The 26,052-nt window shown below is 43.5% G+C and carries 22 protein-coding genes and 1 pseudogene; 7 read left to right on the top strand and 16 right to left on the bottom strand.

The window, feature by feature from the left end:
- From V6259_RS06910 to V6259_RS06890, 5 genes and pseudogenes are all read right to left on the bottom strand, one after another.
- Positions 1-713 (bottom strand): TRAP transporter large permease subunit (locus V6259_RS06910; RefSeq protein WP_341583913.1); only part of this gene is annotated, 713 nt, incomplete at its 3' end.
- The gene (locus V6259_RS06905) at positions 710-1,279 is read right to left on the bottom strand and encodes a TRAP transporter small permease (RefSeq protein WP_341583912.1); all 570 of its coding nucleotides are present in this window, start codon (positions 1,277-1,279) and stop codon (positions 710-712) included. The genes V6259_RS06905 and V6259_RS06910, both read right to left, overlap by 4 nt.
- A 107-nt stretch (positions 1,280-1,386) precedes the next feature.
- Positions 1,387-2,385 carry a TRAP transporter substrate-binding protein gene (locus tag V6259_RS06900; protein WP_341583910.1) on the bottom strand — a complete coding sequence of 333 codons (999 nt, stop codon included), beginning with the start codon at positions 2,383-2,385 and terminating at the stop codon, positions 1,387-1,389.
- A 432-nt stretch (positions 2,386-2,817) separates the two neighbouring features.
- The gene (locus V6259_RS06895; protein WP_341583908.1) at positions 2,818-4,302 is read right to left on the bottom strand and encodes an aldehyde dehydrogenase family protein; all 1,485 of its coding nucleotides are present in this window, start codon (positions 4,300-4,302) and stop codon (positions 2,818-2,820) included.
- A gap of 725 nt (positions 4,303-5,027) precedes the next feature.
- Positions 5,028-5,549, bottom strand: a pseudogene (locus tag V6259_RS06890) (IS5 family transposase); the annotation flags it as partial.
- 344 nt (positions 5,550-5,893) lie between these two features.
- On the opposite strand from V6259_RS06890, the gene V6259_RS06885 reads away from it, so the two are divergent.
- A complete protein-coding gene (locus V6259_RS06885; protein ID WP_341583906.1) occupies positions 5,894-6,430 on the top strand; it encodes a hypothetical protein in 537 nt (178 codons plus the stop codon).
- A gap of 201 nt (positions 6,431-6,631) precedes the next feature.
- On the opposite strand, the gene V6259_RS06880 is transcribed toward V6259_RS06885, so the two are convergent.
- From V6259_RS06880 to V6259_RS06870, 3 genes are all read right to left on the bottom strand, one after another.
- Positions 6,632-7,612 (bottom strand): TauD/TfdA family dioxygenase, encoded by a 981-nt coding sequence (locus V6259_RS06880; RefSeq protein WP_341583905.1) that lies wholly within the window; start codon positions 7,610-7,612, stop codon positions 6,632-6,634.
- A 174-nt stretch (positions 7,613-7,786) separates the two neighbouring features.
- Positions 7,787-8,920, bottom strand: coding sequence for a Gfo/Idh/MocA family protein (locus V6259_RS06875; protein ID WP_341583903.1), 1,134 nt, complete (start codon positions 8,918-8,920; stop codon positions 7,787-7,789).
- 30 nt (positions 8,921-8,950) lie between these two features.
- The gene (locus V6259_RS06870) at positions 8,951-9,673 is read right to left on the bottom strand and encodes a GntR family transcriptional regulator (RefSeq protein ID WP_341583901.1); all 723 of its coding nucleotides are present in this window, start codon (positions 9,671-9,673) and stop codon (positions 8,951-8,953) included.
- Positions 9,674-9,956: 283 nt separating this feature from the next.
- Here V6259_RS06870 and V6259_RS06865 point away from each other — a divergent pair, with 283 nt between their 5' ends.
- From V6259_RS06865 to V6259_RS06850, 4 genes are read left to right on the top strand one after another with little or no spacing between them, the layout of a single operon-like run.
- Positions 9,957-10,859, top strand: coding sequence for an aldo/keto reductase (locus V6259_RS06865; protein ID WP_341583900.1), 903 nt, complete (start codon positions 9,957-9,959; stop codon positions 10,857-10,859).
- Positions 10,860-10,895: 36 nt separating this feature from the next.
- On the top strand, positions 10,896-11,450 hold the full coding sequence (locus V6259_RS06860; RefSeq protein ID WP_341583899.1) for a TRAP transporter small permease: 555 nt from the start codon (positions 10,896-10,898) through the stop codon (positions 11,448-11,450).
- 48 nt (positions 11,451-11,498) lie between these two features.
- Positions 11,499-12,791 (top strand): TRAP transporter large permease, encoded by a 1,293-nt coding sequence (locus tag V6259_RS06855; RefSeq protein ID WP_341583898.1) that lies wholly within the window; start codon positions 11,499-11,501, stop codon positions 12,789-12,791.
- A 44-nt stretch (positions 12,792-12,835) separates the two neighbouring features.
- Positions 12,836-13,912 (top strand): TRAP transporter substrate-binding protein, encoded by a 1,077-nt coding sequence (locus V6259_RS06850; RefSeq protein WP_341583897.1) that lies wholly within the window; start codon positions 12,836-12,838, stop codon positions 13,910-13,912.
- A gap of 104 nt (positions 13,913-14,016) precedes the next feature.
- Here the strand turns inward: V6259_RS06850 and V6259_RS06845 are convergent, their stop codons facing one another.
- The 8 genes from V6259_RS06845 to V6259_RS06810 all read right to left on the bottom strand — a co-directional run bounded on the left by V6259_RS06845 (position 14,017) and on the right by V6259_RS06810 (position 23,628).
- The gene (locus V6259_RS06845) at positions 14,017-14,514 is read right to left on the bottom strand and encodes a PaaI family thioesterase (protein ID WP_133011238.1); all 498 of its coding nucleotides are present in this window, start codon (positions 14,512-14,514) and stop codon (positions 14,017-14,019) included.
- A gap of 179 nt (positions 14,515-14,693) precedes the next feature.
- Complete coding sequence (locus V6259_RS06840) at positions 14,694-16,406, bottom strand: AMP-binding protein (protein ID WP_341583896.1); 1,713 nt, start codon at positions 16,404-16,406, stop codon at positions 14,694-14,696.
- 151 nt (positions 16,407-16,557) lie between these two features.
- Positions 16,558-17,514: a hydroxymethylglutaryl-CoA lyase gene (locus tag V6259_RS06835; protein WP_341583895.1), complete on the bottom strand. Its 957-nt coding sequence runs from the start codon at positions 17,512-17,514 to the stop codon at positions 16,558-16,560.
- A complete protein-coding gene (locus tag V6259_RS06830) occupies positions 17,511-19,508 on the bottom strand; it encodes an acetyl/propionyl/methylcrotonyl-CoA carboxylase subunit alpha (RefSeq protein ID WP_341583894.1) in 1,998 nt (665 codons plus the stop codon). Before V6259_RS06830 ends, V6259_RS06835 begins: the two co-directional genes overlap by 4 nt.
- A 4-nt stretch (positions 19,509-19,512) precedes the next feature.
- On the bottom strand, positions 19,513-20,307 hold the full coding sequence (locus V6259_RS06825; RefSeq protein ID WP_341583892.1) for an enoyl-CoA hydratase/isomerase family protein: 795 nt from the start codon (positions 20,305-20,307) through the stop codon (positions 19,513-19,515).
- Positions 20,308-20,319: 12 nt separating this feature from the next.
- Positions 20,320-21,927 (bottom strand): carboxyl transferase domain-containing protein, encoded by a 1,608-nt coding sequence (locus V6259_RS06820; RefSeq protein ID WP_133011243.1) that lies wholly within the window; start codon positions 21,925-21,927, stop codon positions 20,320-20,322.
- Positions 21,928-22,007: 80 nt separating this feature from the next.
- On the bottom strand, positions 22,008-23,174 hold the full coding sequence (locus tag V6259_RS06815) for an isovaleryl-CoA dehydrogenase (protein WP_133011244.1): 1,167 nt from the start codon (positions 23,172-23,174) through the stop codon (positions 22,008-22,010).
- Between the two features lie 43 nt (positions 23,175-23,217).
- The gene (locus V6259_RS06810) at positions 23,218-23,628 is read right to left on the bottom strand and encodes a MerR family transcriptional regulator (RefSeq protein WP_133011245.1); all 411 of its coding nucleotides are present in this window, start codon (positions 23,626-23,628) and stop codon (positions 23,218-23,220) included.
- Positions 23,629-24,018: 390 nt separating this feature from the next.
- Between V6259_RS06810 and V6259_RS06805 the strand changes: the two genes are divergently transcribed.
- Together V6259_RS06805 and cas1f are read left to right on the top strand one after the other, a co-directional pair.
- Positions 24,019-24,846 carry a WYL domain-containing protein gene (locus V6259_RS06805; protein ID WP_341583891.1) on the top strand — a complete coding sequence of 276 codons (828 nt, stop codon included), beginning with the start codon at positions 24,019-24,021 and terminating at the stop codon, positions 24,844-24,846.
- A gap of 139 nt (positions 24,847-24,985) precedes the next feature.
- Positions 24,986-26,005 carry a type I-F CRISPR-associated endonuclease Cas1f gene (gene cas1f / locus V6259_RS06800; RefSeq protein ID WP_341583890.1) on the top strand — a complete coding sequence of 340 codons (1,020 nt, stop codon included), beginning with the start codon at positions 24,986-24,988 and terminating at the stop codon, positions 26,003-26,005.
- Positions 26,006-26,052 lie beyond the last annotated feature (47 nt).

The raw sequence follows: 26,052 nt of genomic DNA, 5'->3' as shown, positions 1-26,052 counted from the left end.
AAACCAGAACGCATAGTTCGTGCAATGTGTTTGAAATCCCAACCACCTTCGGTTCCTTTGTAACCAAGACGCTTACAGCGGAAATAGTTCACTATGATCAAGCTCATAGAGATAACCAAACCTGGGATGACACCGGCAATAAACATTTTAGAAATCGAGATACTTTGGAAGGTACCAAATTTTTCAATTGCTTCAGGAGGTACAGCCAGTCCCATTGCTGAGATACCAAAGATAACCATAGGAATCGATGGTGGAATGATAATACCTAATCCACCTGCAGAGGCCACAACCGCAGATGCGTACCCTTTATCATAACCTCGGTTAGCCATAGCAGGAATCATTAACATCCCTACTGCTGCCGTTGTCGCTGGACCCGAACCAGAGATAGCACCAAAAAACATACAAGCCAGTACTGCTGCTGCCGATATACCACCTGTTACTGGGCCGGCAAAACTTTCCGCTAAGTTTACAAGCCGCTTGGATATACCACTCGCCTCCATAAGAGCACCCGCCAAAATAAAAGCAGGAAGCGCCATCAACGGAAAAGAACCAACTGAGGTAAAAGCAATTTGTACAAAAGTAATTGGGTTCTCACCCAGATAGAAATAGGACGCTAACGCCGCTACACCTAACGAGATACTGATCGGAGCGCCCATTAACAAAAGTACAAAAAAGGATCCGAAGAGAACTAATACAATGGATGTTTCTGTCATGATTTACCCTCAGCCTTTGCGGTTTCGTTAATTCCTTCCATCTCACTACTCTTTAATTTGTCCAATTCTTGTGAGTCAGGGTCAATAACACTTTCACCCTTCACAAATTTTAAGTAGTTAACTTGAATGATACGCAAGCTCATTAATGTAAAAGCAATCGGTAGAATTAGATAAATATATTTCATTGGAATCCCTAACGTCTGAGATTTCCAAAATAAATTCATTTTATAAAATACAAAATTGTATGACATGTAAACCATATAAAAGTTAAACGCGACCCAAATAAGATCTGTTATAAACTCAAGTATCGGTGGGAGCCAAGAAGGCATTAATTTATATTGAAACGTAACTCGGTTATGTGCTGCCAACCTAGCAGAGTAACAAGCGCCAAAGTAAACAAACCATACAAACATATAGACAGAAAGCTCTTCCGTCCAAGCGATCGAATGTCCGAAAATTTCACGAGAAATGATTTGCGCAAAAAGCAGTGTAACGAACAGCGCTAATAATGTCCGGCAGATGTAGCCTTCGATATCATTAAGAAAATGCAGAATCTTATTACCCATATCACGACCTCCATTTAATAAAGCAGTTATTAAAAAACTGAAAATTAAAAAAGAAAACCCCGCTGAGTTAACAGCGGGATATAAAATTATTCAAAATTTTAAAACTACTAGTTAACTTCAGCTCTGTTTAAAGAACGCAATACAGTATTAATTTTATCTTTACCGCCTACACTGTCGTAGTATTTAGGCCATACTTTAGTGGTAGCATTTTTGATCCAATCAGTCTCATCAACGTCATCCCACTCCATACCACGCCTAATTAGCTCAGCTTTCGCTTTAGCCTCTTCTTGAACAAGAAACTTAGCACTGTATTGAGTCGCTACTTTACCCGCTTCTAGAATCGCTTTTTGAACCGCTGGGGACTGCTCTTGAAACACAGACTCAGACATGATCATCGGCTCAAGTAAGAAGTTGTAATGGATATTAGATAAGTATTTTTGTACTTCATCAAATTTTGATGATTTCATATCAATAACAGCCAAGTCTTGCCCATCAACTACTTTTTGCTGCAGCGCTGTGAACAAAGATGCCCAAGCCATCGGTGTAGGGTTGATTCCCCATGAACGATACGTATCAATCATGATTTCATTTTTAGGAACTCGAATAACAAGTCCTTTCAAATCCGCAAGTGTTTTAACAGGTCGTTTAGAGTTACTCAAAACTCGGAAGCCAGAATATCCCCAAGCTACGATACGAACACCAGCGTCACGAATCGTGTTTTGCACCAACCTTTCACCCTCAGGTCCCTGCGTTATTTTGATCGCATCATCCAGACTCTGCATCATGTATGGAAGAGTCAAGACACCAACACTTGGTGAAAATGGTGTGATGTTATTGATAGCTACAACAGAAAAATCTAATACTCCAATTGCAGCATCGTTAACTGTATTTTGCTCAGACCCTAGCTGACTGTTCAAAAATAAACGCGCTGTATCATTTGTATTTGCTTCTAGCTCCTCTACAAATTTAGTAGATAAAGCATATTGTCCACTACCTTCATTACCACCTAAGGCGATTTTGAATTGCTCCGCTGCTACAGTCATTGAAACAGTACAGGCCAATGCACAGCCAACTAATGTTGGTAATTTTGATTTCATAAAGTTCATTTTTATATCCTTCCTTTAGTTTTGGTAACGATTATATTTATAGTTATTGGCTTTTATTCCCTGCCGACTCGATATTTAAAATATTGAGAGTAGGGTGTTTTTCTTCTTAATGGATATTATTTATTTTTTAATATAAAAATAAATATAGTTTAGTTATAGATATTAGATAATGATCTAAGGTCTATAATTAAAAAGGTATCATATATAAATAGGCAGTACATAATTAAATTTATGTTTTTTGTTAAGTTAATGTAAAAGGTTCTATGTTTTATAAAGATTGGGATCTTTTTAAATAGTAAAATCTTTCATCTTCTTGATCTAGCAATGGATTTCAATAGAAAATTTAGATCATATTGTTTTTGCTAGGTTTTTTACTTGATACCTAATTATTTTAAGCTAAAGCCGTTTCTCCGGCTTTAGCTTTCTTAATAACTAACTATTTAGAGGCTTAGCAATTGTTAGGTCTCGTAGGTAATCATAAAAAGTGTCAGGGCTATTAACACCACCGCCCACACCACTTAGATTAACGCCTGCGTAAGGTAGGCCGTAAGCGAATACGTTATGTGCATTGATCCAGCTATTACCAGAAACCATTTGCTCTGCTACACGATCACAACGTTCGTTATCTGCACTCCAAACGCTGTTTGCTAATCCGTATTGCAAACTGTTCACTTCTTCGATCACTTTGTCTTCATCAGAGAACTTAACAAGATAAGCAGTAGGGCCAAAGATTTCTTCGCGGTAACAGACATTATCTGTATCGCCTTCCATCAAGCAAGGTGACACAAAGTAGCCATCTTTCAAATCTGGAGACTCTATTTTGCCACCGGCAAAAACAAGATTTGCGCCATCAGCCACACCTTTATTGTAGTAACTCAAGATTCGCTCTTCTTGGATTTTACTCACCAGTGGCCCCATGTCAGTTTCTAAATCGAAACTTGAGCCAATTTTAATATTTTCTAAAACAGAAACAGCTTTTTCTTTAAAAGCATCATAGATATCGGCATGAACAAACCAACGGGTTGCTGTACAACATGTTTGCCCTGTATTTTTAGTAATGGCATCAACCAAACCTGACACTGTTTTATCTAAATCACAGTCTTCAAATACAATCGCCGCGCCTTTACCACCAAGCTCTGACTTACAAGGAATCGGGCGACTTGCACATTTCTCAGCAACCATAACTCCTACTTGGGTTGAACCAGTAAAAGACATACGCTGAACCAATGGATGCTCAACAATTTCACTGCCCACATTTTTGCCATCACCAATTACGATATTGAGAACCCCATCTGGAATACCGGCTTTTTTAGCTAAATGACTAACATACAAGCTTGATAGGGGCGTTACTTCAGAAGGCTTAATTACCGCTGTATTTCCTGCTGCGATAGCAGGCATTACATTCCACATAAATAAAAGAATTGGGAAGTTCCACGGAAAAATAAAGCCACAAACTCCATACGCTGAACGATGAATCCGGGCGTCCATATTAGGAATAGTTAGTTGTGTATCGTATTCGGCGTTTAACGCTAAATCGGCAAAATAACGCACACATTCAATACCAAAAAGAACGTCGCCTTTAGCCACCTTTTCTAATGGCTTACCAACATCTAGTGCTTCTATCTCAGCAATATTTTGAGCTTCAGATTCAAGAAGATCAGCAAATCGGTGCATAATAATAGAGCGTTCAGTTGGGGGCATTTTGCCCCATATTTTAGTTGCATCAAATGCAGCTTTTGCTGCGGCATCTACATCCACCTTTGAACCATATGCAATATCAGTAATAGCTTCACCCGTCACAGGGTTTGTTACAATTCCTCTTTTTCCATCAATACTAGGATGAGATTGACCGTTTATAAAATGCTGTGATGGGGTGTTCAAAAACTCTTTTACCGTAGTGCTTAATTTGAAATGCATAAAACTCTCCTGTCGTAATAATTATTATTTGTTGAGTGTTTAAGTTAAAGTAAAAATTGTTTTTAACTCTTTGTCCTTTAGATAGATTAAGGTTCTAATATAACTTGAAGCTATCTAGTTTTATCTTAAAAATATCCCCATATTAGGTTTGGTCTACATAATAATCAATAAGCATTGATTTCTGATAGTGAATTTTGTGGCTCCTCGAAAAACAAAACTCACTAAGGTAAACAAAACTTCTACTAAACAATATAGTGAGGAAGAATTGTTTGATCAATATCACGACATTTCTCGACTTTACTCTTAGTAGTTTAAAGTAGTACAAAATATTAGAGCCTAGGTTGCTTTTAAGAGTGTTTTAAAAGCGTATAAGAATAGGTAAGTCGATATAGAGCATAATAATGAGTTACGTGATGTGATTTATCATCCCATGTCAGTTTTGTGGTTTACCAAATTTTGTATATTAATACTTAAGATGTTAATTTTTATATTGAAATATCCCCGTTTTGTTTATTTCAATAAAGATTTTCATACTTTGGATGTCAAAAAGTCATCTAAGATAAACTGGCTGCTTAATCATACCTCTCTAGGGAAACTGCGATTAAGAAGTAGCACAGTAGTCAGTGTTTCTAACTCGGGTTAAAAAATCGCAAAATATTACCCATTTCAGTACTTTTAGCCCGTAAACAAACTTATTCTGCCTTATTTAGGTTTTTTTGAACGGATTAACCCCTTGCGGTTCGTATCATCTGGTCAATTCTAAACACATTGGCTAAGGCACACAGCATCGCCAGTTTGTTGTTATTTTTAGCCAAGCCACGATAGATGACTTTTCTAAAGCCAAACTGTCGCTTTATGATCCGAAACGGGTGTTCTACTTTTGCTCTGATACTGGCTTTGATGTATTCCGTTCGGATAGGTTGCTTGTTTATTATTGGATGTTTCTTAAGAAGACGCATCTTACTTGGCATCTCAGCAATCAACCAATCCGCTTTGAAGTTTTTGAGCTCTTCTCGTTTTTGTGCGCCTCGATAGCCTGAATCCGCAGATATAAAGTGTTCTTCACCATGAAGCAGATGTTCTGTTTCTGTGATGTCGTGTATGTTGGCCGCCGTTGTGCTTAGACTGTGCGTTAGCCCTGTTCTAGCATCAACGCCGATGTGGGCTTTTAGCCCGAAGAACCATTACTTACCTTTTTGAGTCTGGTGCATCTCTGGATCGCGTGCTTTTGCTTTGTTCTTGGCTGAATTCGCTGTCGGCAAAAGTGAGTTGATGTGACATGGTGAGGCTCGAAGGAAGGTTAAAAATAAAATATCTCATGCGCGGGACTTATTCGCATCTTCCTTAGCCACTTTCCCATTGAGCATTCAATGTTTTTTGGGAGGGTAACAAATAGGAATCAGTAAGGTATCAAGCTCACCATGATATATTTGTTTTTCACACGGTAGTACCTATCCGACTGTATTAGCTTTAATAGACGCTATTTTCTGAAATCTTCTTCAAAAAAGTGGTCTGGGCACCTTATTTATTACATTAAGGGTCTAAAGAGTGCAGATTTTAATAGTTTGCTGAAGATGTTATGGCAGTAAATGTGAACAATAGTATAAACTCTAAGTTCCAAACAAGAATGATTGAGTACCCAATTTTCAAGGAACTCCACAACACCAATATGACACAAACAGCACACTCAGATATAACGCATACAACACGCGTTATTGATATGTTTCTTAACACGATAGCGCTTCTCCCATCGACTACCATCACAGCGAAAAGATTGATCGCTGATATTGATCGTGAAGGTGATTATCTTGCCGCCAAAAAAATACTCGTCAGATCAATAAAGGGTAAACACGCAGAGCAAAAGCGCTACGAAGATAAAATTGAGCCTCTTGAACTGGTGAGTAAAAGGTTCGCAGGTATTATGAACGAAATACAGCCAGCGCAACGCTCAAGTGTGGTCGCGTACCTTAGGACGCACCCAAAAGAAGTGTTGCAGATGGCTTTGGCGTTTTTCGACGTCATTATTGAAGGCATAGAGAAAAAGCGCGCTATTGCGATTGAGCTACGAAAAAAACTTTCGGAAGCTGGTCTAAAAGTCAGTGATTTAAGAAATACTGACGGCGGCTAAATCAATCTCTCAGATTTGATGAATTCAGCTTCATTATGATCGGTTTTATATTAAATGTACGCTCTATTTAAATGGAATGATGATCTAACGCTGAATGATCTAACTATTTATTTGATGGTTTTATAGAACCGAAAAAGCCGATTAGTGATTTCTCACAATCGGCTTTTTTAATGTCTAAATATTTAATTGGTATTCGAAGCTTTATTTAAAAGAGATAGAAGCAAGAATACGGCGTTCACCTTCGAATGGTTGGCGTGCGTGAAGAACCGTATGATTATTAATCCAAAGTACGTCACCTGCTTTCCACTCGAAGTTTACGCAGCTTTCGTCCATTTTCTGAATGAGTTTATTCATTACCGCATCGTCCATGAAGTCGCCATTGGCAGTAGAGACAGCTTTTTTACCTTCATTGCGAGCGTCATCCCAGCCCGTGTAAACGGCAACAATTGAGTTGAAAAAAACCTTTTGATTTGTTTCTTCATCAAACCGGATTGCTTGCAAGACTGCTGTTTCTGTTTTTAGATTACCATCTTCGAGCCATTCCCAGCGCATACCAGCGTCGCGCATTTTTTCTTCAGCTTGTTCACGCGTTTCAACTTGGAAGGTTTCTTTCCAAGAGCGGCCGATAGCGGAGCTTTTGTCTGTCACTTCTGGCATGACGCGAATATAACGTACACCTTGGTCTTCAACTTTCTCAGCGAACTTAGGATCAAGTTCAAAGAACGTCTTGCATATTTCACCAGAGTGAAGGAGGGATGTGGCTCCGCCTTTAGTCGCTGATTTCTCGCAATAAAAGAAAATATAACCTGGAGGTGTGGGTACTTGGGCCATTTCATGGTGAAATGGGATCGTTTCAGAGGCCGGAGATTCGTTCGCTGTCACAATGCGCGACGCGGTGACTTGCTCACGCGGAGCAGCGCCACCTATATAAGGCATGTTCTTGTAGTTTGTTTGATCTAACATCGTTTCAAACTCATGAGAAGAACCAACAGGAAAGCCTCTAAAAAGCACGGCGCCATGCTTAATGAGTAATTCATGCAATGCTTCTTTGTTGTCTGCAACCCAGTTAAGAAATGTCTGCTTATTTTCTTGAACATCAGTATTTGATGGTGTGATAAGTAATGGAAAATCGAGACCATTCACTTGCTTCTGTTCTTTTAATTTAGAAATTACCACGCTCATAATGACTCCCGCTAATTTTGTTTTTGTTTGATCGGATAAAGAATCACAAGTGAATCAATTGTGAATGAATTCTTTATTTACTCTAAGTGTAATTATCTAAAAAGTAAATCAATAGTGAATGAATTTATGTTGTGGAAACGCATAATTCATTCTAACTATTGATTTAAAAGGAGTTTATTCTTCCGTTAAATACGAGAAGCCATTGTCAGTAAGGGTGACGGATAAGCCAGTTTTGGCTGATTGTTGTGCGGCTAAGCCAATCACTACGGCTCGTAGACCATCTTCAATAGAAACATCGACAGGGGCATTTTCTGTAATGGCTTTGTAGAAGCCCAAGTGCTGATAAAAAGTAGAGCCATTATGGTCACCTGCGGCGAGTAATGTACCATCAACGGGGATATCTGCTTCAATTGGACCTTTTGGCTGCCTAGGGCTTAACACGACTTTAGGGATAGGAGCATCTCCTAGTGTTTGTGTGGGCCAAAAGCGTCCAGGGCCAGGCACAAAGCATTCTAATTTTGCTTTAGGGCCAATGGCGCAAATTTCTTCTTGATAGCGAGATCCTTCAGCGAACATATTCAGATCCAACGACGCTCGTTGGCCACTTTCGAAATCTACAACCACAAAGGCATTGTCAATAATATCTGGAGTTTCTCCATCGTATTTTTCATCTAAATGGTTGCAATCTTGTCCAGTAGAAGCGTAAACGCGTTTCACTTCAGAGCCAGTTAATAAGCGCATAAGATCGAAAAAGTGACAGCATTTTTCAACTAAAGTGCCGCCTGATTTTACATTGAAGCGGTTCCAATCATTTACTTTTTCAAGGAAAGGGAAGCGGTGTTCACGGATGCTTAGCATTTTCATGTCACCAACATCGCCGTCCAATATCTGTTTGCGGAATTGATTGACGGGGGGCATATAGCGATATTCCATGGCGACCCAAACTGGGGCTGGATGTTTCGCCGCGGCGGCTTTGATTTTAGCAACTTGTGCCAAATTACTAACAACAGGTTTTTCTACAAGGATTGGCAAGTCAGTTTTTTCAAATAGCTCAAGTAATTGGTCTGCGTGTTGATAGTTTGGAGTGGTAATAACGATGGCTTGCAGTGCTAGGTCAGCATTTAGCATCTCATCAAGGGAGTCAAAGAACTGCGCATTAGGAACCAATTCGGAACAGCGACTTTGCATTGTCTTATCGGGTTCTATGATAGCAACAACCTGAGCTCCATCAATTAGAGCTAGATTGCGCAAATGTTCTTGCCCCATCATTCCACAGCCGAGCATGCCATATCTTACAGATTTAACCATTGTTCTAACCTCTTATTTTTATTTATATAGTTAACGCCAGCGTGCAATATATCTGGCTCTTTCAGGGTGATACCAAGTCAGTGAGAATTCTTCAATCTTACCTTCATTTGACCAGCTTCTGCGTTGCACCCGAGGTAACACAATCTTAGCGTCAAGACCTAATCCTTGTGTCACCCAATCTGGAGGGCAAATGCAATCGATCTCATCTTCCACACGACTTATCCAGAACGAAAAGTTTTCTCTGTAATGGAGGTACAAGGATTCATGAAGGTCGGAGATTTTTAATGATTTAGCATGAGAGTGTCGGAACCAAATTTGTTCCATTGCGACTAATTGCCGATTCAAGTACCGAACACGTTTTATGCACCACAGTTTGTTTTCCTCATCTGGGGCGATCAACAGCTGTTTCGCAACATAATCATTGTCGTCGGCTTTAACGCAAAGCGTGTTAGCGGTAGGAATACCACCGCCATCGAGCAGTTCAAGGTGAAAAAATTGGTAGATCGCTTGACCGTCTGGTGCGCGTTTCACATAGTTTCCAGACCCTTGGCGTCGTTCTAATAGTCCATCTTCTTCCAATTTAGCCAGTGATTTTCGCAGCGTTCCTATCGCCACCCCTAATTTGGTCGCCAATTCAGCTTCAATGGGTAACTTGTCTCCGGGTAGCCAATGACCTGCTGCAATTTCTCGATGTAAAAGTTCACTGACTTGAATGTAGATTGGCAGTTGCTTAGTCGTATTTTTATTTTTCACTTACTCATCCAATGTGGCTGAAAATAATAATCTCTCGTCGTTAACGCTTTGTACGTTGTGTCGTACTCAAAAAATCCTAGAGCCTCAGTAAAACACTTTTTTTAAACTAATTCATTCACTATTGATTTACATCAAAAGAATACACTGATAGGGTAAATATACAACCACCTGAGATTCGCTAAAAATGAACGGGCTTCCGGTGGGCACAATAACAAAAATAAATTAATCAGGGTGACTTAAGTCGAATCTGATTACTTAGCTCGATAGTCTGGAGTACAAATTAATGAACAAAGTGTCAGTTGGTCAATCTGATCTGCAACTCAGTCGTTTAGTTTATGGTGTATGGCGATTGGCCGATGCATCTGATGTGTCTCATGCTCATGTCAGGGAAAAAGTGGATGCTTGCCTTGATCAGGGAATTACCACGTTTGACCACGCAGACATTTATGGTGACTATGAATGCGAGAAACTTTTTGGTCAGGTTCTAGCCACTGACCCTTCACTTAGAACTCGCATGGAAATCATTTCTAAGTGCGACATCGCGCTTATGTCTGACAAATTTTCAGATCGCCGCGTTAAATACTACGACACCAGTGCTCAATATATTCAAAAGAGCGTTGAGCAAAGCCTGAAAAACCTACATACAGACTATTTAGATTTATTCTTAATTCATCGTCCAGATCCTTTTATGGACGCAGCTGAAACAGCAAAAGCCCTAGATTCATTAATAGACAGCGGCAAGGTTCGTGCGATCGGTGTGTCCAACTTTTCCGTCTGGGACTGGCGCTTACTGCAATCTCAAATGAAGCATCGTTTGGTTGTCAATCAAGTTGAAATGAGTCTGTTACAGCGTGACGAATTTACCAATGGTAACCTCTCTGCCATGCAGATAGATGGTATGACACCAATGGCTTGGTCACCTCTTGCTGGCGGCGCTTTGTTTGCTCAGTCTCCTGAAACAGCTCGTCTTGCTCCAATTTTTGCTCGCATGGCAGACATGCAAAATTGTACTCCTGATCAGATCGCCTTAGCGTGGCTTCTGGCGCATCCTGCCAATATTATTCCTGTGGTTGGCACCAATAATATTGACCGAATAAAAGCACTTGAGCAGGTTTCGTCGATTAATATTGACCGAGAAACATGGTTTGAATTGTGGACGGCCGCAGCAGGTCAAGAAGTCGCTTAGTCATTGTAAAAGATGGTATTCAAAAGAGAGTGAACTATGATAATTCTAAAAATACTAGTCACTTATTTAGCTCGTATAAATGAGTTGATAAATAAAATTGGAAGGCAAGTTGCTTGGGTTTTAGTAGCGGCAATGATCAGCAGCATACTGTTACAGGTTTTCTGCCGCTATGTTTTAAATAATGCCTTACCTTGGCCGGAAGAGGCCGCTCGAGGGTTAATGATTTGGATGACCGCTATGGTGGCTGGTGAGGCTTATCGTAAAGGGTCTTTTGTGGCAATCGACATGCTCGCTCAAGCATTGCCAGAAAAAGCGTCTAGTCTACTTAAACTGCTGCTGTTTATCGTATCGGGCATTGTATTAGTAAAGCTGAGTTTCTTAGGTGTCGATTTTTTCGAGAATGGATTTAGAGCAAGAGCCGCTTCTATGCCGATTTCTCGTGCTTGGATCTACCTAGCGATGCCGGTGTGTTTTATTACCATGTTGTTAGCTAATGTAGAACTGTGTCTTAGGGAGTTTGGGTGTTTGATAGGGCATCGGAAATATTTTGAATTGCACTTCTCATCCAGCGCCGCTGTTAATGCAGAATAGCGTTAATAACCGAGTGTTAATTACAAAAATAAAAAAGAGAGACTCATTATGTTAGCCCTGTTTTTACCTTTATTTTTAGTGTTTTTGCTAGTTGGGATGCCGGTTTTCTTCGCCATGCTAGCAGCCCCCGGGATTATGCTGTTTTCAACAGGGATGGAGCGTGATTTATCGTTATTGTTCCGCAATATTTATAATGGTATGGATTCCTTTCCGCTCATGGCTATTCCTTTCTTTATGTTGGCTGGTGAGCTAATGAATAGAGGGGGGATTACTTATAATCTTGTGCAATTTTCTCAATCCTTTATCGGGCACGTTCGTGGTGGATTGGCTCATGTAAACATTATGTCGAGCATGCTGTTTGCAGGGTTATCGGGATCGGCCGTTGCAGATACGTCAGCAATCGGTTCTATGATGATTCCTGCCATGGAAAAAAATGGTTATTCGCGTAAATTTGCCGCTGCCATTACCGCTGCCTCTTCTGTCATAGGGCCTATTATTCCGCCATCCGGCATCATGATTATTTATGCTTATACCATGCAATTGTCGGTTGCCTCGTTATTTGCAGCAGGCATTGTGCCAGGCATTTTGATTGGCCTTGCGCTGATGGCAATGGTTGCTCTAATGGCCAAAAAGTACGATTTCCCCATCGCAGGTCCAAAAGCTAGCTGGCCAGAACGTGGCACAGCAACACGAAAAGCTATTTTTCCATTGATGGCGCCAGTCATTATTCTTGGAGGCATTATTGGCGGCTTGTTTACGCCAACTGAAGCGTCTGCGATTGCGGCACTTTATGCTTTGGTTATTAGCGTTTGGGTAATGAAAACGATTACGCTAAAAGATTTACCAGGCATTTTTATCAAGGGTGCTCAATCTTCTGCGGTAGTATTGCTGTTAGTTGGCTCAGCCATAGCGTTTAAGACAGTGGTTAGTTTGTCCCATAGTGCTGAAATTTTGGCAAATTGGGTACTAACCATGAGCGACAACCCATTGATGTTATTGTTTCTTATTAACATCCTTTTGTTTGTTGTCGGCATGTTTTTAGACGCAGGCCCAGCGATTATTATTTTAGGGCCAATTCTGGGTCCAATATTCGTTAACTTGGGCGTGGATCCTATCCATTTTGCCATCATCATGAGTGTCAACTTGACGGTTGGATTAGCAACGCCGCCGATGGGGCTTGTGCTGTTCGTCGCCTCTAGTGTCTCTGGTGAAAAAGTAGAAACTATTTCACGTGCGATTCTTCCATTTTTGGCTGTTGAGGTCGCCATTATATTCTTAATAACCTTTATTCCATCCATATCCATGACGCTGCCAAGATTGCTTGGCTTAGTCGCTGGATAAATTTTAATAAGCAAAGCAAAGCAAACAATAAAGAGGACTTACCTGTGTTCACTAAAACAAAAATAAATAATGTTGTTGCAGCCGCCTTAATCGGAACAAGTGTCTTGCTTGGTTGTATTGGGCAAGCGCACGCTGCTGAATTTAACCTAAGGGCAGTCGCCAATTCGAATGAAACCGATGAGGATTACGACGGATTAGTGGTCTTTAAAGACTACGTTGAGTCGCATTCAAACGGAAAAATTGGGGTTGATATCTACATGGGCACACAGTTGTGTGGCAATGGTGTTGAGTGTCTTGAAACGCTAGAAGCTGGGTCAATAGATGTGTATATATCCACTTCAGGTGGTGCTGCCTCAATGTTCCCTTATCTTCAAGTATTGGATTTGCCCTATATTTTACCAAATGACCGAGTTGCTGAAAAAGTATTAGAAGGTGACTTCCCGCGCGTGCTGCGTAAACAAATCTTGAAGGATTCCGGTAACTCTGTGCGCCTGATGACAATCGGGAATACAGGTGGCTGGCGTAACTTTGCAAATACCAAACATACCGTCAAAACACCGGCTGATTTAAAAGGCATGAAAATTCGTACGATAGTCGCGGATTTACCACAACAGCTTGTACGAGCAATGGGAGCAAGCCCTACGCCGATCCCTTGGGGTGATCTATTTACGTCTTTTCAAACAGGTGTAGTGGATGGTTCTAAAAATGGTATTACCGACATCATGGGAATGAAATTTACCGATGCAGGTCTTAAGTATTTGACGCTAGATGGCCATGCTTACATGTCTGCACTTTGGTTTATGAACAATGATGTTTTTGAGAAAATGCCGAAGGATCTACGTAAAGTCATGGTTGATGGTTTTGTTGCGTTACAACAAGCTACTTTTGCTTCGCCTAAGCGTAAGTCTATCCAAGCTTACAAAGACTTTGCGAAGGCTGGTGGAAAACTTTATGTGCCTACACCAGAGGAAAAAGCGCAGTTTAAAGACGCCGCGAAACCTGTTTACGCTTGGTTCGAGAAAAATGTTAAGAACGGTGACGAATGGTATAACCAGTTAAATAATGCTGCGAATAAAGCAGAAGCTGAAATCAAAGCAGAAGATGCGAAAGATTTGAATTAATCAATCGCTTTTTGATTACATCTAAATTCAGGTAAAACCGGTTACTCAAATTGTTATGAGTAGCCGGTTTTTTTTAGTTAAGACACTCCCTTTCTACACACTTATTAAGCTTTTGGAGTCATGCTGTCTGGCATAAGCACGGCAATAACCTGTCCTTTTACGCAGACTATATCATTGGCTGATAGCGTTATTTCTACGATGATTTTGCGCTCTTTGACTTCACTGAAGCGACCAATGAGAGTGAGCTCGACGCCTTGAGGTGTTGGTGCCAAATAATTCACATTTAACGCACCGGTAACAAAGCGCATTGGCGGTAGGCTGCCGATTTCACGGTTCTGAGCAAGATAAGCCATGCCCGAAGCGCTTCCTGTGCCATGGCAATCGATTAAGGATGCCAGCATTCCGCCATAAACGAAGCCAGGAATAGCCGTGTATTTCATATCAGGAATGCAATGCGCAATAGTGGTACTGGCGTTTAAGTTTGCTTCGTCAATGTGTTGCCAGTAACTTTTTAATTGGTGGCCGTCAGGATTGTTTTTACCGCAGCCATAGCAGTGGCTTAACTCTTCTGGGTAATGATCTTGAAACGCGATGGTATTCATAGGACATCCTTATTATTTTGGCGAGTAGCATTGGCCCAAATGCAGATCAGGCAGCGTTCGTGCCAGTGGTGTTATTTGCTAGTCGTTTGGATTGATCAAATTAACGATGCTTATCAAGGTAGAAACGATCACGCCACCAAGAGTGGCGTGTCGTCTGTATTGTCTGTGTTAATGGATGATCAAGGCGTGTCTTTTTTGGTGTCCAAGCCCAGTTCTTCAATGGAAATCTGACGCATCTTAAATTTCTGAATTTTGCCCGTAACCGTCATAGGAAACTCATCGACAAACTTAAAATAGCGTGGGATTTTAAAATGTGAGATCTGGCCTTTGCAGAATTCACATAAGGTCTCAGCGCTGATATTTTCTGCGTTGGGTTTTAATTTAATCCAAGCAACCAGCTCTTCACCGAATTTATTGTCAGGAACGCCCGTCACCTGCACATCGGAGATGGCATGATGGGTATACAAGTATTCTTCAATCTCTTTTGGGTAGATGTTTTCACCCCCGCGAATCACCATGTCTTTGATGCGGCCAACGATTTGAACATAGCCCTCGTCGTCCATCATGGCTAAGTCGCCAGTGTGCATCCATCCTGATTCATCAATGGATGAGTGAGTCGCCTTCTCGTTATTCCAATACTTCAGCATTAAACTGTAGCCACGCGTACACAGCTCGCCAATCTCGCCGCGAGGTAACACGTAGGTGGAGGAGGGATCTACAATCTTAGATTCAATATGAGGTTGTGTTCGCCCTACGGTGGTAACGCGTTTATCGAAAGGATCATTACTCGCGGTTTGCAGCGACACCGGGCTGGTTTCCGTCATGCCATAAGCAATTTGCACATCTGTTATATTCATCTTGGCATTTACGGCTTTCATCACCTCAGCTGGGCAAATAGAGCCCGCCATAATGCCGGTACGTAAACTGGTTAAATCGTACTGTTCAAAATTAGGGTGCTCCAGTTCAGCAATGAACATGGTAGGCACACCAAAAAGAGCCGTCGCGCGTTCTTCTTCGACTGTTTTCAAAACCGTCTCAGGTTCAAAGCCCTCGCTTGAGTAAATTATCGTAGCGCCATGGGAAAGGCAGCCAAGGTTGCCCATCACCATGCCAAAGCAGTGATAAAGTGGAACAGGAATAATGAGGCGATCTTTGTGTGTTAAACCAATGCTTTCAGTGACAAAGAAGCCATTGTTAAGAATATTGTGATGAGAGAGCGTCGCCCCTTTTGGAAACCCTGTCGTACCAGATGTGTACTGGATATTAATAGGATCATCGAACTGCAATTCGTGCTGTGCGCTGGCAAGCTGTTCAGCGTTTATCTTGTCAGCTTGTTCGATAAAATCTGACCAGCGCCACATGCCTTCATAGACGGTATCCGATAGATTAATGATCCCTTGTAAGTGAGGCAGCGTCTCAGATTTCAGTTTGCCGTTTTCGCACTCGGCCAGCTCCGGCGCCAGTTTTTGCAGCATTTCAGTGTAATTAGAGCTTTTGAAGTTTTGCGCCGTCACCAAAAAGCGGGCTTCAGAATGGTTGAGGGTATATTCCAGTTCATGCAAACGATAGGCGGGATTAATATTCACCAAAATGGCACCAATTTTAGCGGTAGCCAATTGGGTGAGTAGCCATTGAGCATTATTAGGAGACCAGATACCAACACGATCACCGCGACGCACGCCGATCGCTAGCATGGCTCGGGCCGTACTATCTACTTTTGACTTTAACTGAGCATAGCTCCAGCGGATCGATTGATGGCGCGAAATTAATGCATCGTTATCTGGATAACGGTCTGCGATTTGGTCGAACTTGTCGCCAATCGTCATACCAATGAGTGGAGTATTACTGGCACCGCTAGCGTAACTTGGGTTTGCTCTTAAGAGATTGTTCATTCATTTAATCCTAATGAGTCGTTTATTTTTGTTGTTGTCTCGGTCTGGATGTCATCTTTTCAGCGTGTCAGAATGCGTTATTCGGTATTGAATGGGGTCTTCTTACTTCTCATGAGCGACCAAGGATTTCGAATAGAGTGTGATTGAGTGCTCATATATTCCCTCCATTATGACGATTGTCTAAGTCTAGCGTTGTAGGCTTGGTGATTTCATGCCTCATGGCTTGTGTTACGCGGGCGCTATTTTGGCGTCCTAATTGTGTGCAGATCCAGTCGCTTGTCTCGACAAGCTTGTGTAAATTGACGCCGGTCTCTATGTCTAATCCCTCTAGCAGATAAAGCACATCTTCAGTGGCCACATTGCCCGAAGCTCCTTGAGCATAAGGGCAGCCGCCTAGGCCAGCGACTGAGGTGTCGACAACGGAAATACCTTCTTCAAGTACCGCATAAAGGTTGGCTAAAGCTTGTCCGTAAGTATCGTGAAAATGCGCAGCAAGTGCGTTCATGGGGATCTCGCGGGCAACGGCTTCCAACATGCGTTTCGCTTTTAACGGAGTGCCAACGCCTATCGTATCGCCCAGTGAAATCTCGTAACAACCCAGCTGATACAAATCACGACTAACGGCCGCGACTTGAGCCGGTGAAATTTCACCAGCATAAGGGCAGCCAAGGGCCGTCGAAACATAACCTCGTACGGGGATGCCGTGTTGCTTTGCTTTTTCGATCAAGGGTATAAAACGCTGGATACTTTCTTGAATCGAACAATTAATATTCTTTTGCACGAAAGCGTCAGACGCGGCCGTAAACACCGCTACTTCAGAAACCCCTGCGGCCAATGCCGCTTCAAACCCCTTCATATTTGGGGTGAGAGCGCTGTAGGTAACGCCTTGTTGACGATGAATGCCAGCCATCACTTTACTGCCATCCGCCATTTGAGGCACCCACTTAGGGGAGACAAAACTGGCCGCTTCAATGTGCTTCAAACCGCAGGCTGCCAAGCGCTCAATCAACTCCACCTTGATAGCGGTGGCAATCACAGGGCCAGATTCATTTTGTAAACCGTCACGAGGACTCACATCGACCAATCGAACGTGCGTAGGAAACGTCATACGCTTGTCTCCTTTTCTTCACACTGCAATGCGATCAGAGCATCGCCTTCTTTTACCAGCTCACCATCACGAAAGAATATGTCACTGACAACACCATCAGATGAAGCGTGAATGCTGTGTTCCATTTTCATTGCCTCCATGATGACCAGCGTTTGACCTGCTTCGACGGCTTGACCTTTTTCGACCATAACCGCGACAACAACCCCATTCATTGGCGCCGCGAGCGATCCAGAGCCTGCCTGTTCGGTTTCAATGAAAGTCTTACGATATTGACAACACTGGAAGGGTTCGCCCTCATGAAACAGGGTTAAATCATCACCATTTGCATAACCGTGCAGTGTCAGATTATGACCATCAATAACCAGTTTCAAGCTGTCTTGCTGTTGTGTCGCATGAACACGATAAGTCACCTTGTCTAAGGTAATATCGTATTCATCTTTTTGTTCTTGGATGCTAAGTAAATGATAAATATCACCAACCATTAGCGTCATTGAACGAATATGCTTAGCGTTCAAACGCCAGCTGTTTTGGGCTGAGAAAGGAGAGTGCTCATCGCCATTAATGCGATTGCCATGTTTTGTTTGCTCAAGAAACCAAGCGCAGGCACTGACTAAACACAAAGAGGGATCTAATTGGCTTGGCGCGAAGAGACTCTCGTGATGGCGTTCAATAAAGCCAGTATCGAGTTGCGCCTGACGGAACGGTTCCGAATCCGCGAGCCGATGTAAAAAGCGGGTGTTCGTTTTTAGGCCACCGATGCGGTAATGTTCTAACGCTTGCACAAGTCGATTAATGGCAGTGTCGCGATCTTCGTCCCAGACGATCAATTTTGCGATCATAGGGTCGTAATAAACGCTCACCTCATCCCCCTCGGTTACCCCAGTGTCAACGCGAACATGAGCGCTTTCGTCGGGAGTACGAAGATAGTGTAAAGTGCCCGTTGCAGGTAAAAAGTCTTGATTAGGATCTTCAGCATAAATACGCGCTTCTAAGGCGTGGCCGCGAATCTGTATTTGCGCTTGCATAAGAGGCAGTGGCTCAGCGTTAGCAACGCGCAGTTGCCATTCGACCAGATCCAAACCAGTGATCATTTCTGTCACCGGATGCTCGACTTGTAGGCGAGTGTTCATCTCCATAAAATAGAAAGACTCGTCTACATCATAAAGAAATTCCACAGTGCCAGCGCCAACATATTCAATGGCTTGAGCGGCCTGTACAGCGGCTTCGCCCATAGCACGTCGCGTCGTATCGGTTAAATTAGGCGCGGGCGCTTCTTCAATGACTTTTTGGTGGCGGCGTTGCACAGAACAATCGCGTTCAGCCAAATACACACCGTTGCCTTGTTGATCACAAAACACCTGAATCTCAACATGACGCGGCTGAGTCAAATACTTCTCGATGAGCATATCTGAATTACCGAAGGCATTTTTTGCTTCACGGCACGCAGAGCTCAGTGCTTCATCGAATTCGGTCAGTGAATTGACCACCCGCATCCCTTTACCGCCACCGCCAGCGACCGCTTTCAGTAATAAAGGAAAGCCGCATTTTTCGGCTTCTTGTTTGAGCCGAGCAGGGGATTGATCGTCAGCGTGATAACCGGGAACCAATGGCACACCGGCAGCTTCCATGATGGTTTTGGCCGCAGATTTTGATCCCATTTTCGCAATGGCGTTGGCTGGTGGACCAATGAAAACAATGCCATTTTGTTCACAGGACGCCGCAAAATCAGTGTTCTCGGATAAGAAACCATAACCAGGGTGAATCGCTTGAGTGCCAGATGTTTTGGCTATTTCAATAATACGATCTGCGCGTAAGTAGCTTTCGCTGCTTGGCGCAGGCCCCAGAAGAAAAGCCTCGTCTGCCATGGTCACATGACGCGCAAAACGGTCTGCTTCTGAGTAAACCGCGACACACTTAATGCCAAGACGGTGCGCTGTTTTAATAACCCGACAGGCAATCTCACCTCGGTTTGCTATTAATATTTTACTAAACATGCGATTACTCCTCGATCCACGTTGGCTGGCGTTTGCTCAAAAAAGCATTTAAACCTTCTTGACCCTCATCGCTCACTCGAATATCAGCAATTCGTGTCGCGGTGTCGCGGATTAACGCCTGATCAATTGGCTGTTGACTCACGGCGTGAATGAGCGATTTTGCCGCACTGACCGCTTGTGGGCTGTTCCGATAAAATGGCTTCAGTAATTGATGACACAAACTGTCCAATTCGACATCGTCCTCGGCTAATTCATGAACCAAACCAAATTGCTGAGCCGTTACCGCATTAAACGCTTCCGCGGTCATAAAATAGCGTCTGGCTTGGCGTTCGCCGATTGCTCGAATCACATACGGGCTAATGACCGCAGGGATGAGACCGATACGTACTTCAGATAGACAAAACTTCGAGTCTCGTGTGGCAATAACCAGATCACAACAAGCGGCTAGCCCAACGGCACCGCCATAGACAGCGCCTTTAATGAGCGCCATGGTTGGCTTAGAATAATGGTTCAAACGTTCCATTAATAAGGCCAAGCGGCTGGCATCGTCTAGGTTTTTCTGGCGACTATGGTTCGCCATCCGTTTCATCCAAGCTAGGTCTGCGCCCGCCGAAAAATTCTTGCCGTGAGCGCGTAATACCAAAGCACGCACGTTAGTATTTCGGTCAGTCTCTTCTAATGCGGTTATCAACTGCTCGATCATAATATCGTCGAAAGCGTTGTGTACCTCAGGGCGGTTAAGCGTCAGCCAAGCGACACCTTTCGCGTCTAGGCTTAGTTCTACATACTGCTTTGTCATGTGAAGGCCTCTTTACATGCGGAACACGCCGAAGCGCGTTTCGTCCTGCGGTGCGTTGAGTGCAGCGGATAACCCCATGGCGACCACTTCTCGTGTCTGAGCGGGGTCAATGACGCCATCGTCCCATAGTCGTGCCGACGCATAATAAGGGTGTCCCTGATGCTCATAGGTTTCGACAATAGGGCGCTTGAATTCTGCTTCTTCTTCCGCAGACCAATGTTGACCACGTCGATCAAAGTTATTACGACGCACCGTTGCCATGACCCCAGCCGCTTGTTCGCCACCCATGACTGAAATGCGCGCGTTTGGCCACATCCAGAGAAAATTAGGACTATAGGCACGACCACACATGCCGTAGTTACCCGCGCCAAAAGAACCACCGACCAGCACGGTTAATTTGGGAACATTCGCACAGGCAACGGCGTTGACCATCTTGGCGCCATGTTTCGCGATCCCTTCTGCTTCGGTTTTTTGACCGACCATAAAGCCCGTAATATTCTGCAAAAACAGCAATGGAATATTACGCTGGCAGCACAACTCGATAAAATGAGCGCCTTTTTGAGCAGAGTCACTGAATAAGATGCCGTTGTTCGCAAGAATCCCCACCGGATAGCCGTATATGTGCGCGAAGCCAGTTACCAAAGTCGTGCCATACAGTTTTTTAAACTCGTCGAACTCAGAACCATCAACAAGACGAGAGATTATCTCGCGAGCGTCATAAGGTTTCTTGAGATCAGTACCGACAATGCCGCCCAGTTCTTCTGGTGAATAGAGTGGAGGGCTTGGTACTTTTTGTTCGACCGCCACTGTTTTTTTGCGGTTAAGATTAGCCACACAAAGGCGGGCAATCTGCAATGCATGAGTGTCGTTTTCAGCATAGTGATCCGCCACCCCAGATACGCGACAATGTACATCGGCGCCACCAAGGTCTTCGGCCGAGACGACTTCGCCAGTAGCGGCTTGAACGAGAGGTGGGCCAGCGAGAAAAATAGTGCCTTGATTTCGTACTATGATGGATTCATCCGCCATGGCCGGTACATAAGCCCCGCCAGCGGTACATAACCCCATGACAACCGCGATTTGAGGGATGCCTTTGGCAGACATGCGTGCTTGATTGAAGAAGATGCGCCCGAAATGGTCACGATCTGGAAAAACGTCATCCTGTTGTGGCAAGTTAGCGCCACCAGAATCAACCAAATAAATACACGGCAAATGGTTGCGTTCGGCAATCTCCTGAGCGCGTAAATGTTTTTTGACGGTCAAGGGAAAATAGCTGCCACCTTTTACCGTCGCATCATTTGCAATCACCATACATTCGACGCCATTAATGCGCCCAATACCTGAAATGATGCCAGCGGCAGGAATGTCATCGTTGTACACTTTATAGGCGGCTAATTGCGACAGCTCAAGAAAAGGGGAGCCTTCATCGAGCAAAACATTAATGCGCTCTCGCGGAAGCAACTTTCCTAACGACAAATGGCGCTGTTGATAGTCATTGCCACCGCCGAGTGCAATAGTAGCGACCTTGTCGTGAAGGTCCGCAACCGCTTCACGCATGGCCGCCTCATTACGACAAAACTCATCGCTGCGCGTATTGATCTTGGTATGAAGAACCGGCATAACTTTCTCCTGATATTGTTCTTATTCTTTTTTCTTCAGACAGTGAGTCAGACGATAGGCTTGTTCCGTTCGTCTCGAACTCAGTTATTCAGGAACAATTCTCGACCGATTAACATACGGCGAATTTCTGATGTGCCCGCGCCAATTTCGTAAAGTTTGGCATCACGCAACAAGCGACCAGTAGGAAATTCATTGATATAGCCATTACCACCGAGCAATTGAATCGCATCTAAAGCGAGTTTTGTGGCATTTTCTGCGGAGTAAAGGATAACGCCAGCACAATCCTTGCGACTGACTTCGCCGCGCATGGCCGCCTGACAGACGGCATAAAGGTAGGAGCGGGAGGCATTCATTACCGTGTACATGTCCGCAATTTTCCCTTGCACCAGTTCAAATTCACCAATGGCTTTACCAAACTGCTGACGATCACGAATATAAGGCACGACGATATCCATAGCCGCTTGCATAATACCCAATGGACCCCCTGACAAAACCAGACGCTCGTAATCCAGACCGCTCATGAGCACCTTAACCCCGCCGTTTAGCTCACCAATAATGTTTTCTTTTGGTACAGGACAGTCTTCGAATACTAGCTCGCACGTGTTCGAGCCACGCATACCAAGCTTGTCTAGCTTTTGATGACGAGAGAACCCCGCAAAATCTCGCTCGACGATAAACGCAGTAATACCGCGCGAGCCTGCTTTTTGGTCGGTTTTCGCATAGATCACATAAGTGTGAGCATCGGGACCATTAGTGATCCACATTTTCGTACCGTTGAGCAGATAATGGTCGCCATTGTCGCGAGCGTGTAACTTCATCGATACCACATCAGAACCAGCGTTAGGCTCAGACATAGCAAGCGCACCAATGTGCTCTCCGCTGATCAATTTTGGTAAGTACTTATGCTTTTGCTCTTCACTGCCATTGCGATGAATCTGGTTAATACAAAGATTAGAATGAGCGCCGTAGGAAAGACCCACTGACGCAGAGGCACGACTGATTTCTTCCATCGCAATAACATGCGCAAGGTAGCCCATATCGACACCACCGTACTCCTCTTTCACCGTGATACCGAGCAAGCCCATATCGCCGAATTTACGCCATAAATCCGCCGGAAATAGATTGTCATGGTCGATCTGCTCAGCGCGTGGCGCTATCTCTTGAGCCGCAAAACCATTGACTTGATCGCGTAGCATATCGAGCGTTTCGCCTAGGCCAAAGTTGAGGCCGGTATATTGTGAAATCATTGTCTTATACCTATGTTTATTGCCAGCTGTACTTTTTAAAGGCTTAGCGGGCTTGTTGTTTTTGTGTGTTTAGTTCTGCTAATGCGTTAGAACACCTCGTTTCCGCATTGTCTAATTCCAGTTGTATCATCGTAATGTCTTTTAACTGTTGCTCCAGTTCGCTGCGTTTTTGATGAATGATTTCCAGCAATAGATTGAGCTGTTTCTCGCTCCCCGTCAGCGTTTCATCCCAAAGGGAAAATAACTCCCTGATCTCTGCAAGGGAAAACCCAAGACGCTTGCCACGTAAAATAAGCTTCATACGAACCCGGTCTTGACGGCTGTAAACGCGCGTCTGACCCCGACGAATAGGCTGGAGCAATCCTTGATCCTCATAAAAGCGAATACTGCGAGTCGTCACGTCAAACTCACTGGCTAACTCGCTGATTGAATAGCTCACTTTTTTATCTGTCATGGTGTGACTCATTAATGGAATTATTTTCAGACTAGGGTAAGTTAACGTAAACGTCAACTTTAAATTGTCGATAAATTAATCAGATGCTTTACCAGTAGAAAATAGCGACCCACGCACAAGCGACTAAGTTTTTAATGCCAAGAATTGCAATTTCGTTAATTTGGGTTGAATATCGATGAACTTGATTAAAGCCCTTACCAAATAAAAGGGCATTCTTATTCGGAATAAACTGCTCTTAATGGCCATTGAAAAATAGTCAGTAAAAAACGTCAGTAAAAAAGTCATAAAGCAAAAGACAGCTGGGCGTAAAAGCCACAGCGTACGGGAAACGAGTAATCTGAACTATCGAATCATTTAAGCCAACGAATCACTTGGAATGGAATAACGTATATGGAAGTTGTGCAGCGCTATTGGATGCTTGAACTGATCGCTTTTTGGGAAGGGCAAATAAACACCAAACCACTCATGAACGCATTAGGGCTAACGCGACAAAGCGTGAGCCACCTGCTTAAGCAGTATCAAGAAGCGTTTCCCCAAGCGCTCGTGTACGACACTACTCTCAAGTCGTATCAGATAACTGAGGACTTTGTGCCTCATTATATTGATCAGACCTTAGACGAATACTTCTCATGGCTGCATTTTGGCAATATCCCTACTTTTCCTGAAGAGCCTGCTAAGCGCACGCAGCATCGTATTGCACCGTTACCACGATTTGTTTCGCCTCTTGTAATGCGGCCTTTACTCAAAGCGGTAAAAGAAAAAACCGCCGTAGATTGTGAATACCTGTCCGTTTCCAGCAGCGACCCACAAGGCCGCTTGCTGTACCCCCATTCTTTTGTGAAAACAGCGAACCGCTGGCATGTCAGAGCGTATTGCGCATTACGACAACGTTATCTCGACTTCGTCTTAAGCCGCTTTCAAAACATAGACTACGACGGAGGCATTAGCGGATTTACACAAGAGCAAGACGACGACTGGAATACCCAAGTCACCTTGATCCTAGCGCCAGATTCACGCCTGAATGACAAACAAAAACGCGTGCTAGAAAACGATTACGGCATGACAAATGGCCAGCTACATATAGTGACTCGTGGCTGTCTCGTGAAGTACACACTCGATGATTTACAGATTAAAACCAAAATGCTCGAAGCCAACCCACAAGCTCAACAGCTGGTGTGTGTTAATTATAGCGACATAAAAAAGTGGATGTACGACTGATATAACCACTTTTACCGTGATTCAGGGCATAACCTGTCAAATTTCTTTACCTGTGAAAAATGACAGTATTGTCGGACAAGAAGAACCGCGGCACAGTGAGCTAGCTCGGTTAAAACGGATTTAAGGAATAGGAATAGTAATGGAACAGTTCTCACCATCAGACATGAAAACCATATTGCACTCCAAACGAGCCAATATGTATTACCTAGAATACTGCCGAGTTATGCAAAAGGATGGGCGAGTATTGTTCCTCACAGAACAAAAGAAAGAGAACCTTTACTACAACATTCCCATTGCTAACACCACCGTCATATTGCTTGGAACAGGTACATCCATAACGCAAGCTGCTATGCGTATGTTATCGCAAGCAGGTGTATTAGTGGGTTTTAGCGGCGGAGGTGGTACACCGCTTTACATGGCAAATGGCGTAGAGCAACCCATTGAATGGATGACGCCACAAAGCGAATACCGGCCAACAGAATATTTACAGGGTTGGATGCGCTTTTGGTTTGACGACGATAAACGCCTTGCTGCCGCCAAATTATTTCAACAAGCACGAATAGCATTTATTGAAAAAACATGGCAAAAAGACAGAGACCTTAAAAGTGAAGGTTTCCAGTTCGACGACAAGAGTATGCAGGGCGCGTTTCAAACCTTTCATACACGCACCGACAGCGCGACAAAGCACGCTGAATTATTGTTAACCGAAGCCCAGCTAACCAAAGCACTCTATAAATTCGCATCGAATAATACGAGTACGGAAAAATTCACACGTCAGCACCAAGGCTCTTCGAAAAACAATGTAGACAAAGCCAACGATTTCCTTAACCATGGCAACTATCTCGCTTATGGACTTGCCGCCAGTTGTTTATGGGTATTGGGTATTCCTCACGGCTTTGCCGTAATGCACGGAAAAACCAGACGCGGCGCGCTTATTTTTGACGTTGCTGACCTAATAAAAGATGCCCTTGTTTTACCTTGGGCGTTTATTTGCGCGAAAGAAAATGCTACAGAACAAGAGTTTCGCCAACAAATACTGCAAGCCTTCACCGACCACAAAGCGCTCGACTTCATGTTTGACACAGTGAAAGACATCGCCCTTCAAAATCATGCTGTTACTGAAGTACCGAAAGAACAAAATGGAGATCAACAAGCATGATGGTCACCTTTATAAGCCAATGTGAGAAAAACGCTTTAAAGAAAACA

Origin of the sequence: Marinomonas sp. TI.3.20 (genome assembly GCF_038155025.1) — a bacterium.
GTDB lineage: Bacteria > Pseudomonadota > Gammaproteobacteria > Pseudomonadales > Marinomonadaceae > Marinomonas > Marinomonas flavescens.
The sequence above is the reverse complement of the archived record's forward strand: the minus strand, read 5'-3'. Positions and strand labels throughout refer to the sequence as shown.

Excerpts from the sequence above, each read along its gene's own strand:
- V6259_RS06905 (WP_341583912.1), bottom strand. The coding sequence starts at position 1,279 with ATGGGTAATAAGATTCTGCATTTTCTTAATGATATCGAAGGCTACATC.
- V6259_RS06900 (WP_341583910.1), bottom strand. The coding sequence starts at position 2,385 with ATGAACTTTATGAAATCAAAATTACCAACATTAGTTGGCTGTGCATTG.
- V6259_RS06895 (WP_341583908.1), bottom strand. The coding sequence starts at position 4,302 with ATGCATTTCAAATTAAGCACTACGGTAAAAGAGTTTTTGAACACCCCA.
- V6259_RS06880 (WP_341583905.1), bottom strand. The coding sequence starts at position 7,612 with ATGAGCGTGGTAATTTCTAAATTAAAAGAACAGAAGCAAGTGAATGGT.
- V6259_RS06875 (WP_341583903.1), bottom strand. The coding sequence starts at position 8,920 with ATGGTTAAATCTGTAAGATATGGCATGCTCGGCTGTGGAATGATGGGG.
- V6259_RS06865 (WP_341583900.1), top strand. The coding sequence starts at position 9,957 with ATGAACAAAGTGTCAGTTGGTCAATCTGATCTGCAACTCAGTCGTTTA.
- V6259_RS06860 (WP_341583899.1), top strand. The coding sequence starts at position 10,896 with ATGATAATTCTAAAAATACTAGTCACTTATTTAGCTCGTATAAATGAG.
- V6259_RS06855 (WP_341583898.1), top strand. The coding sequence starts at position 11,499 with ATGTTAGCCCTGTTTTTACCTTTATTTTTAGTGTTTTTGCTAGTTGGG.
- V6259_RS06845 (WP_133011238.1), bottom strand. The coding sequence starts at position 14,514 with ATGAATACCATCGCGTTTCAAGATCATTACCCAGAAGAGTTAAGCCAC.
- V6259_RS06840 (WP_341583896.1), bottom strand. The coding sequence starts at position 16,406 with ATGAACAATCTCTTAAGAGCAAACCCAAGTTACGCTAGCGGTGCCAGT.
- V6259_RS06835 (WP_341583895.1), bottom strand. The coding sequence starts at position 17,514 with ATGACGTTTCCTACGCACGTTCGATTGGTCGATGTGAGTCCTCGTGAC.
- V6259_RS06830 (WP_341583894.1), bottom strand. The coding sequence starts at position 19,508 with ATGTTTAGTAAAATATTAATAGCAAACCGAGGTGAGATTGCCTGTCGG.
- V6259_RS06825 (WP_341583892.1), bottom strand. The coding sequence starts at position 20,307 with ATGACAAAGCAGTATGTAGAACTAAGCCTAGACGCGAAAGGTGTCGCT.
- V6259_RS06820 (WP_133011243.1), bottom strand. The coding sequence starts at position 21,927 with ATGCCGGTTCTTCATACCAAGATCAATACGCGCAGCGATGAGTTTTGT.
- V6259_RS06815 (WP_133011244.1), bottom strand. The coding sequence starts at position 23,174 with ATGATTTCACAATATACCGGCCTCAACTTTGGCCTAGGCGAAACGCTC.
- V6259_RS06810 (WP_133011245.1), bottom strand. The coding sequence starts at position 23,628 with ATGACAGATAAAAAAGTGAGCTATTCAATCAGCGAGTTAGCCAGTGAG.
- V6259_RS06805 (WP_341583891.1), top strand. The coding sequence starts at position 24,019 with ATGGAAGTTGTGCAGCGCTATTGGATGCTTGAACTGATCGCTTTTTGG.
- cas1f (WP_341583890.1), top strand. The coding sequence starts at position 24,986 with ATGGAACAGTTCTCACCATCAGACATGAAAACCATATTGCACTCCAAA.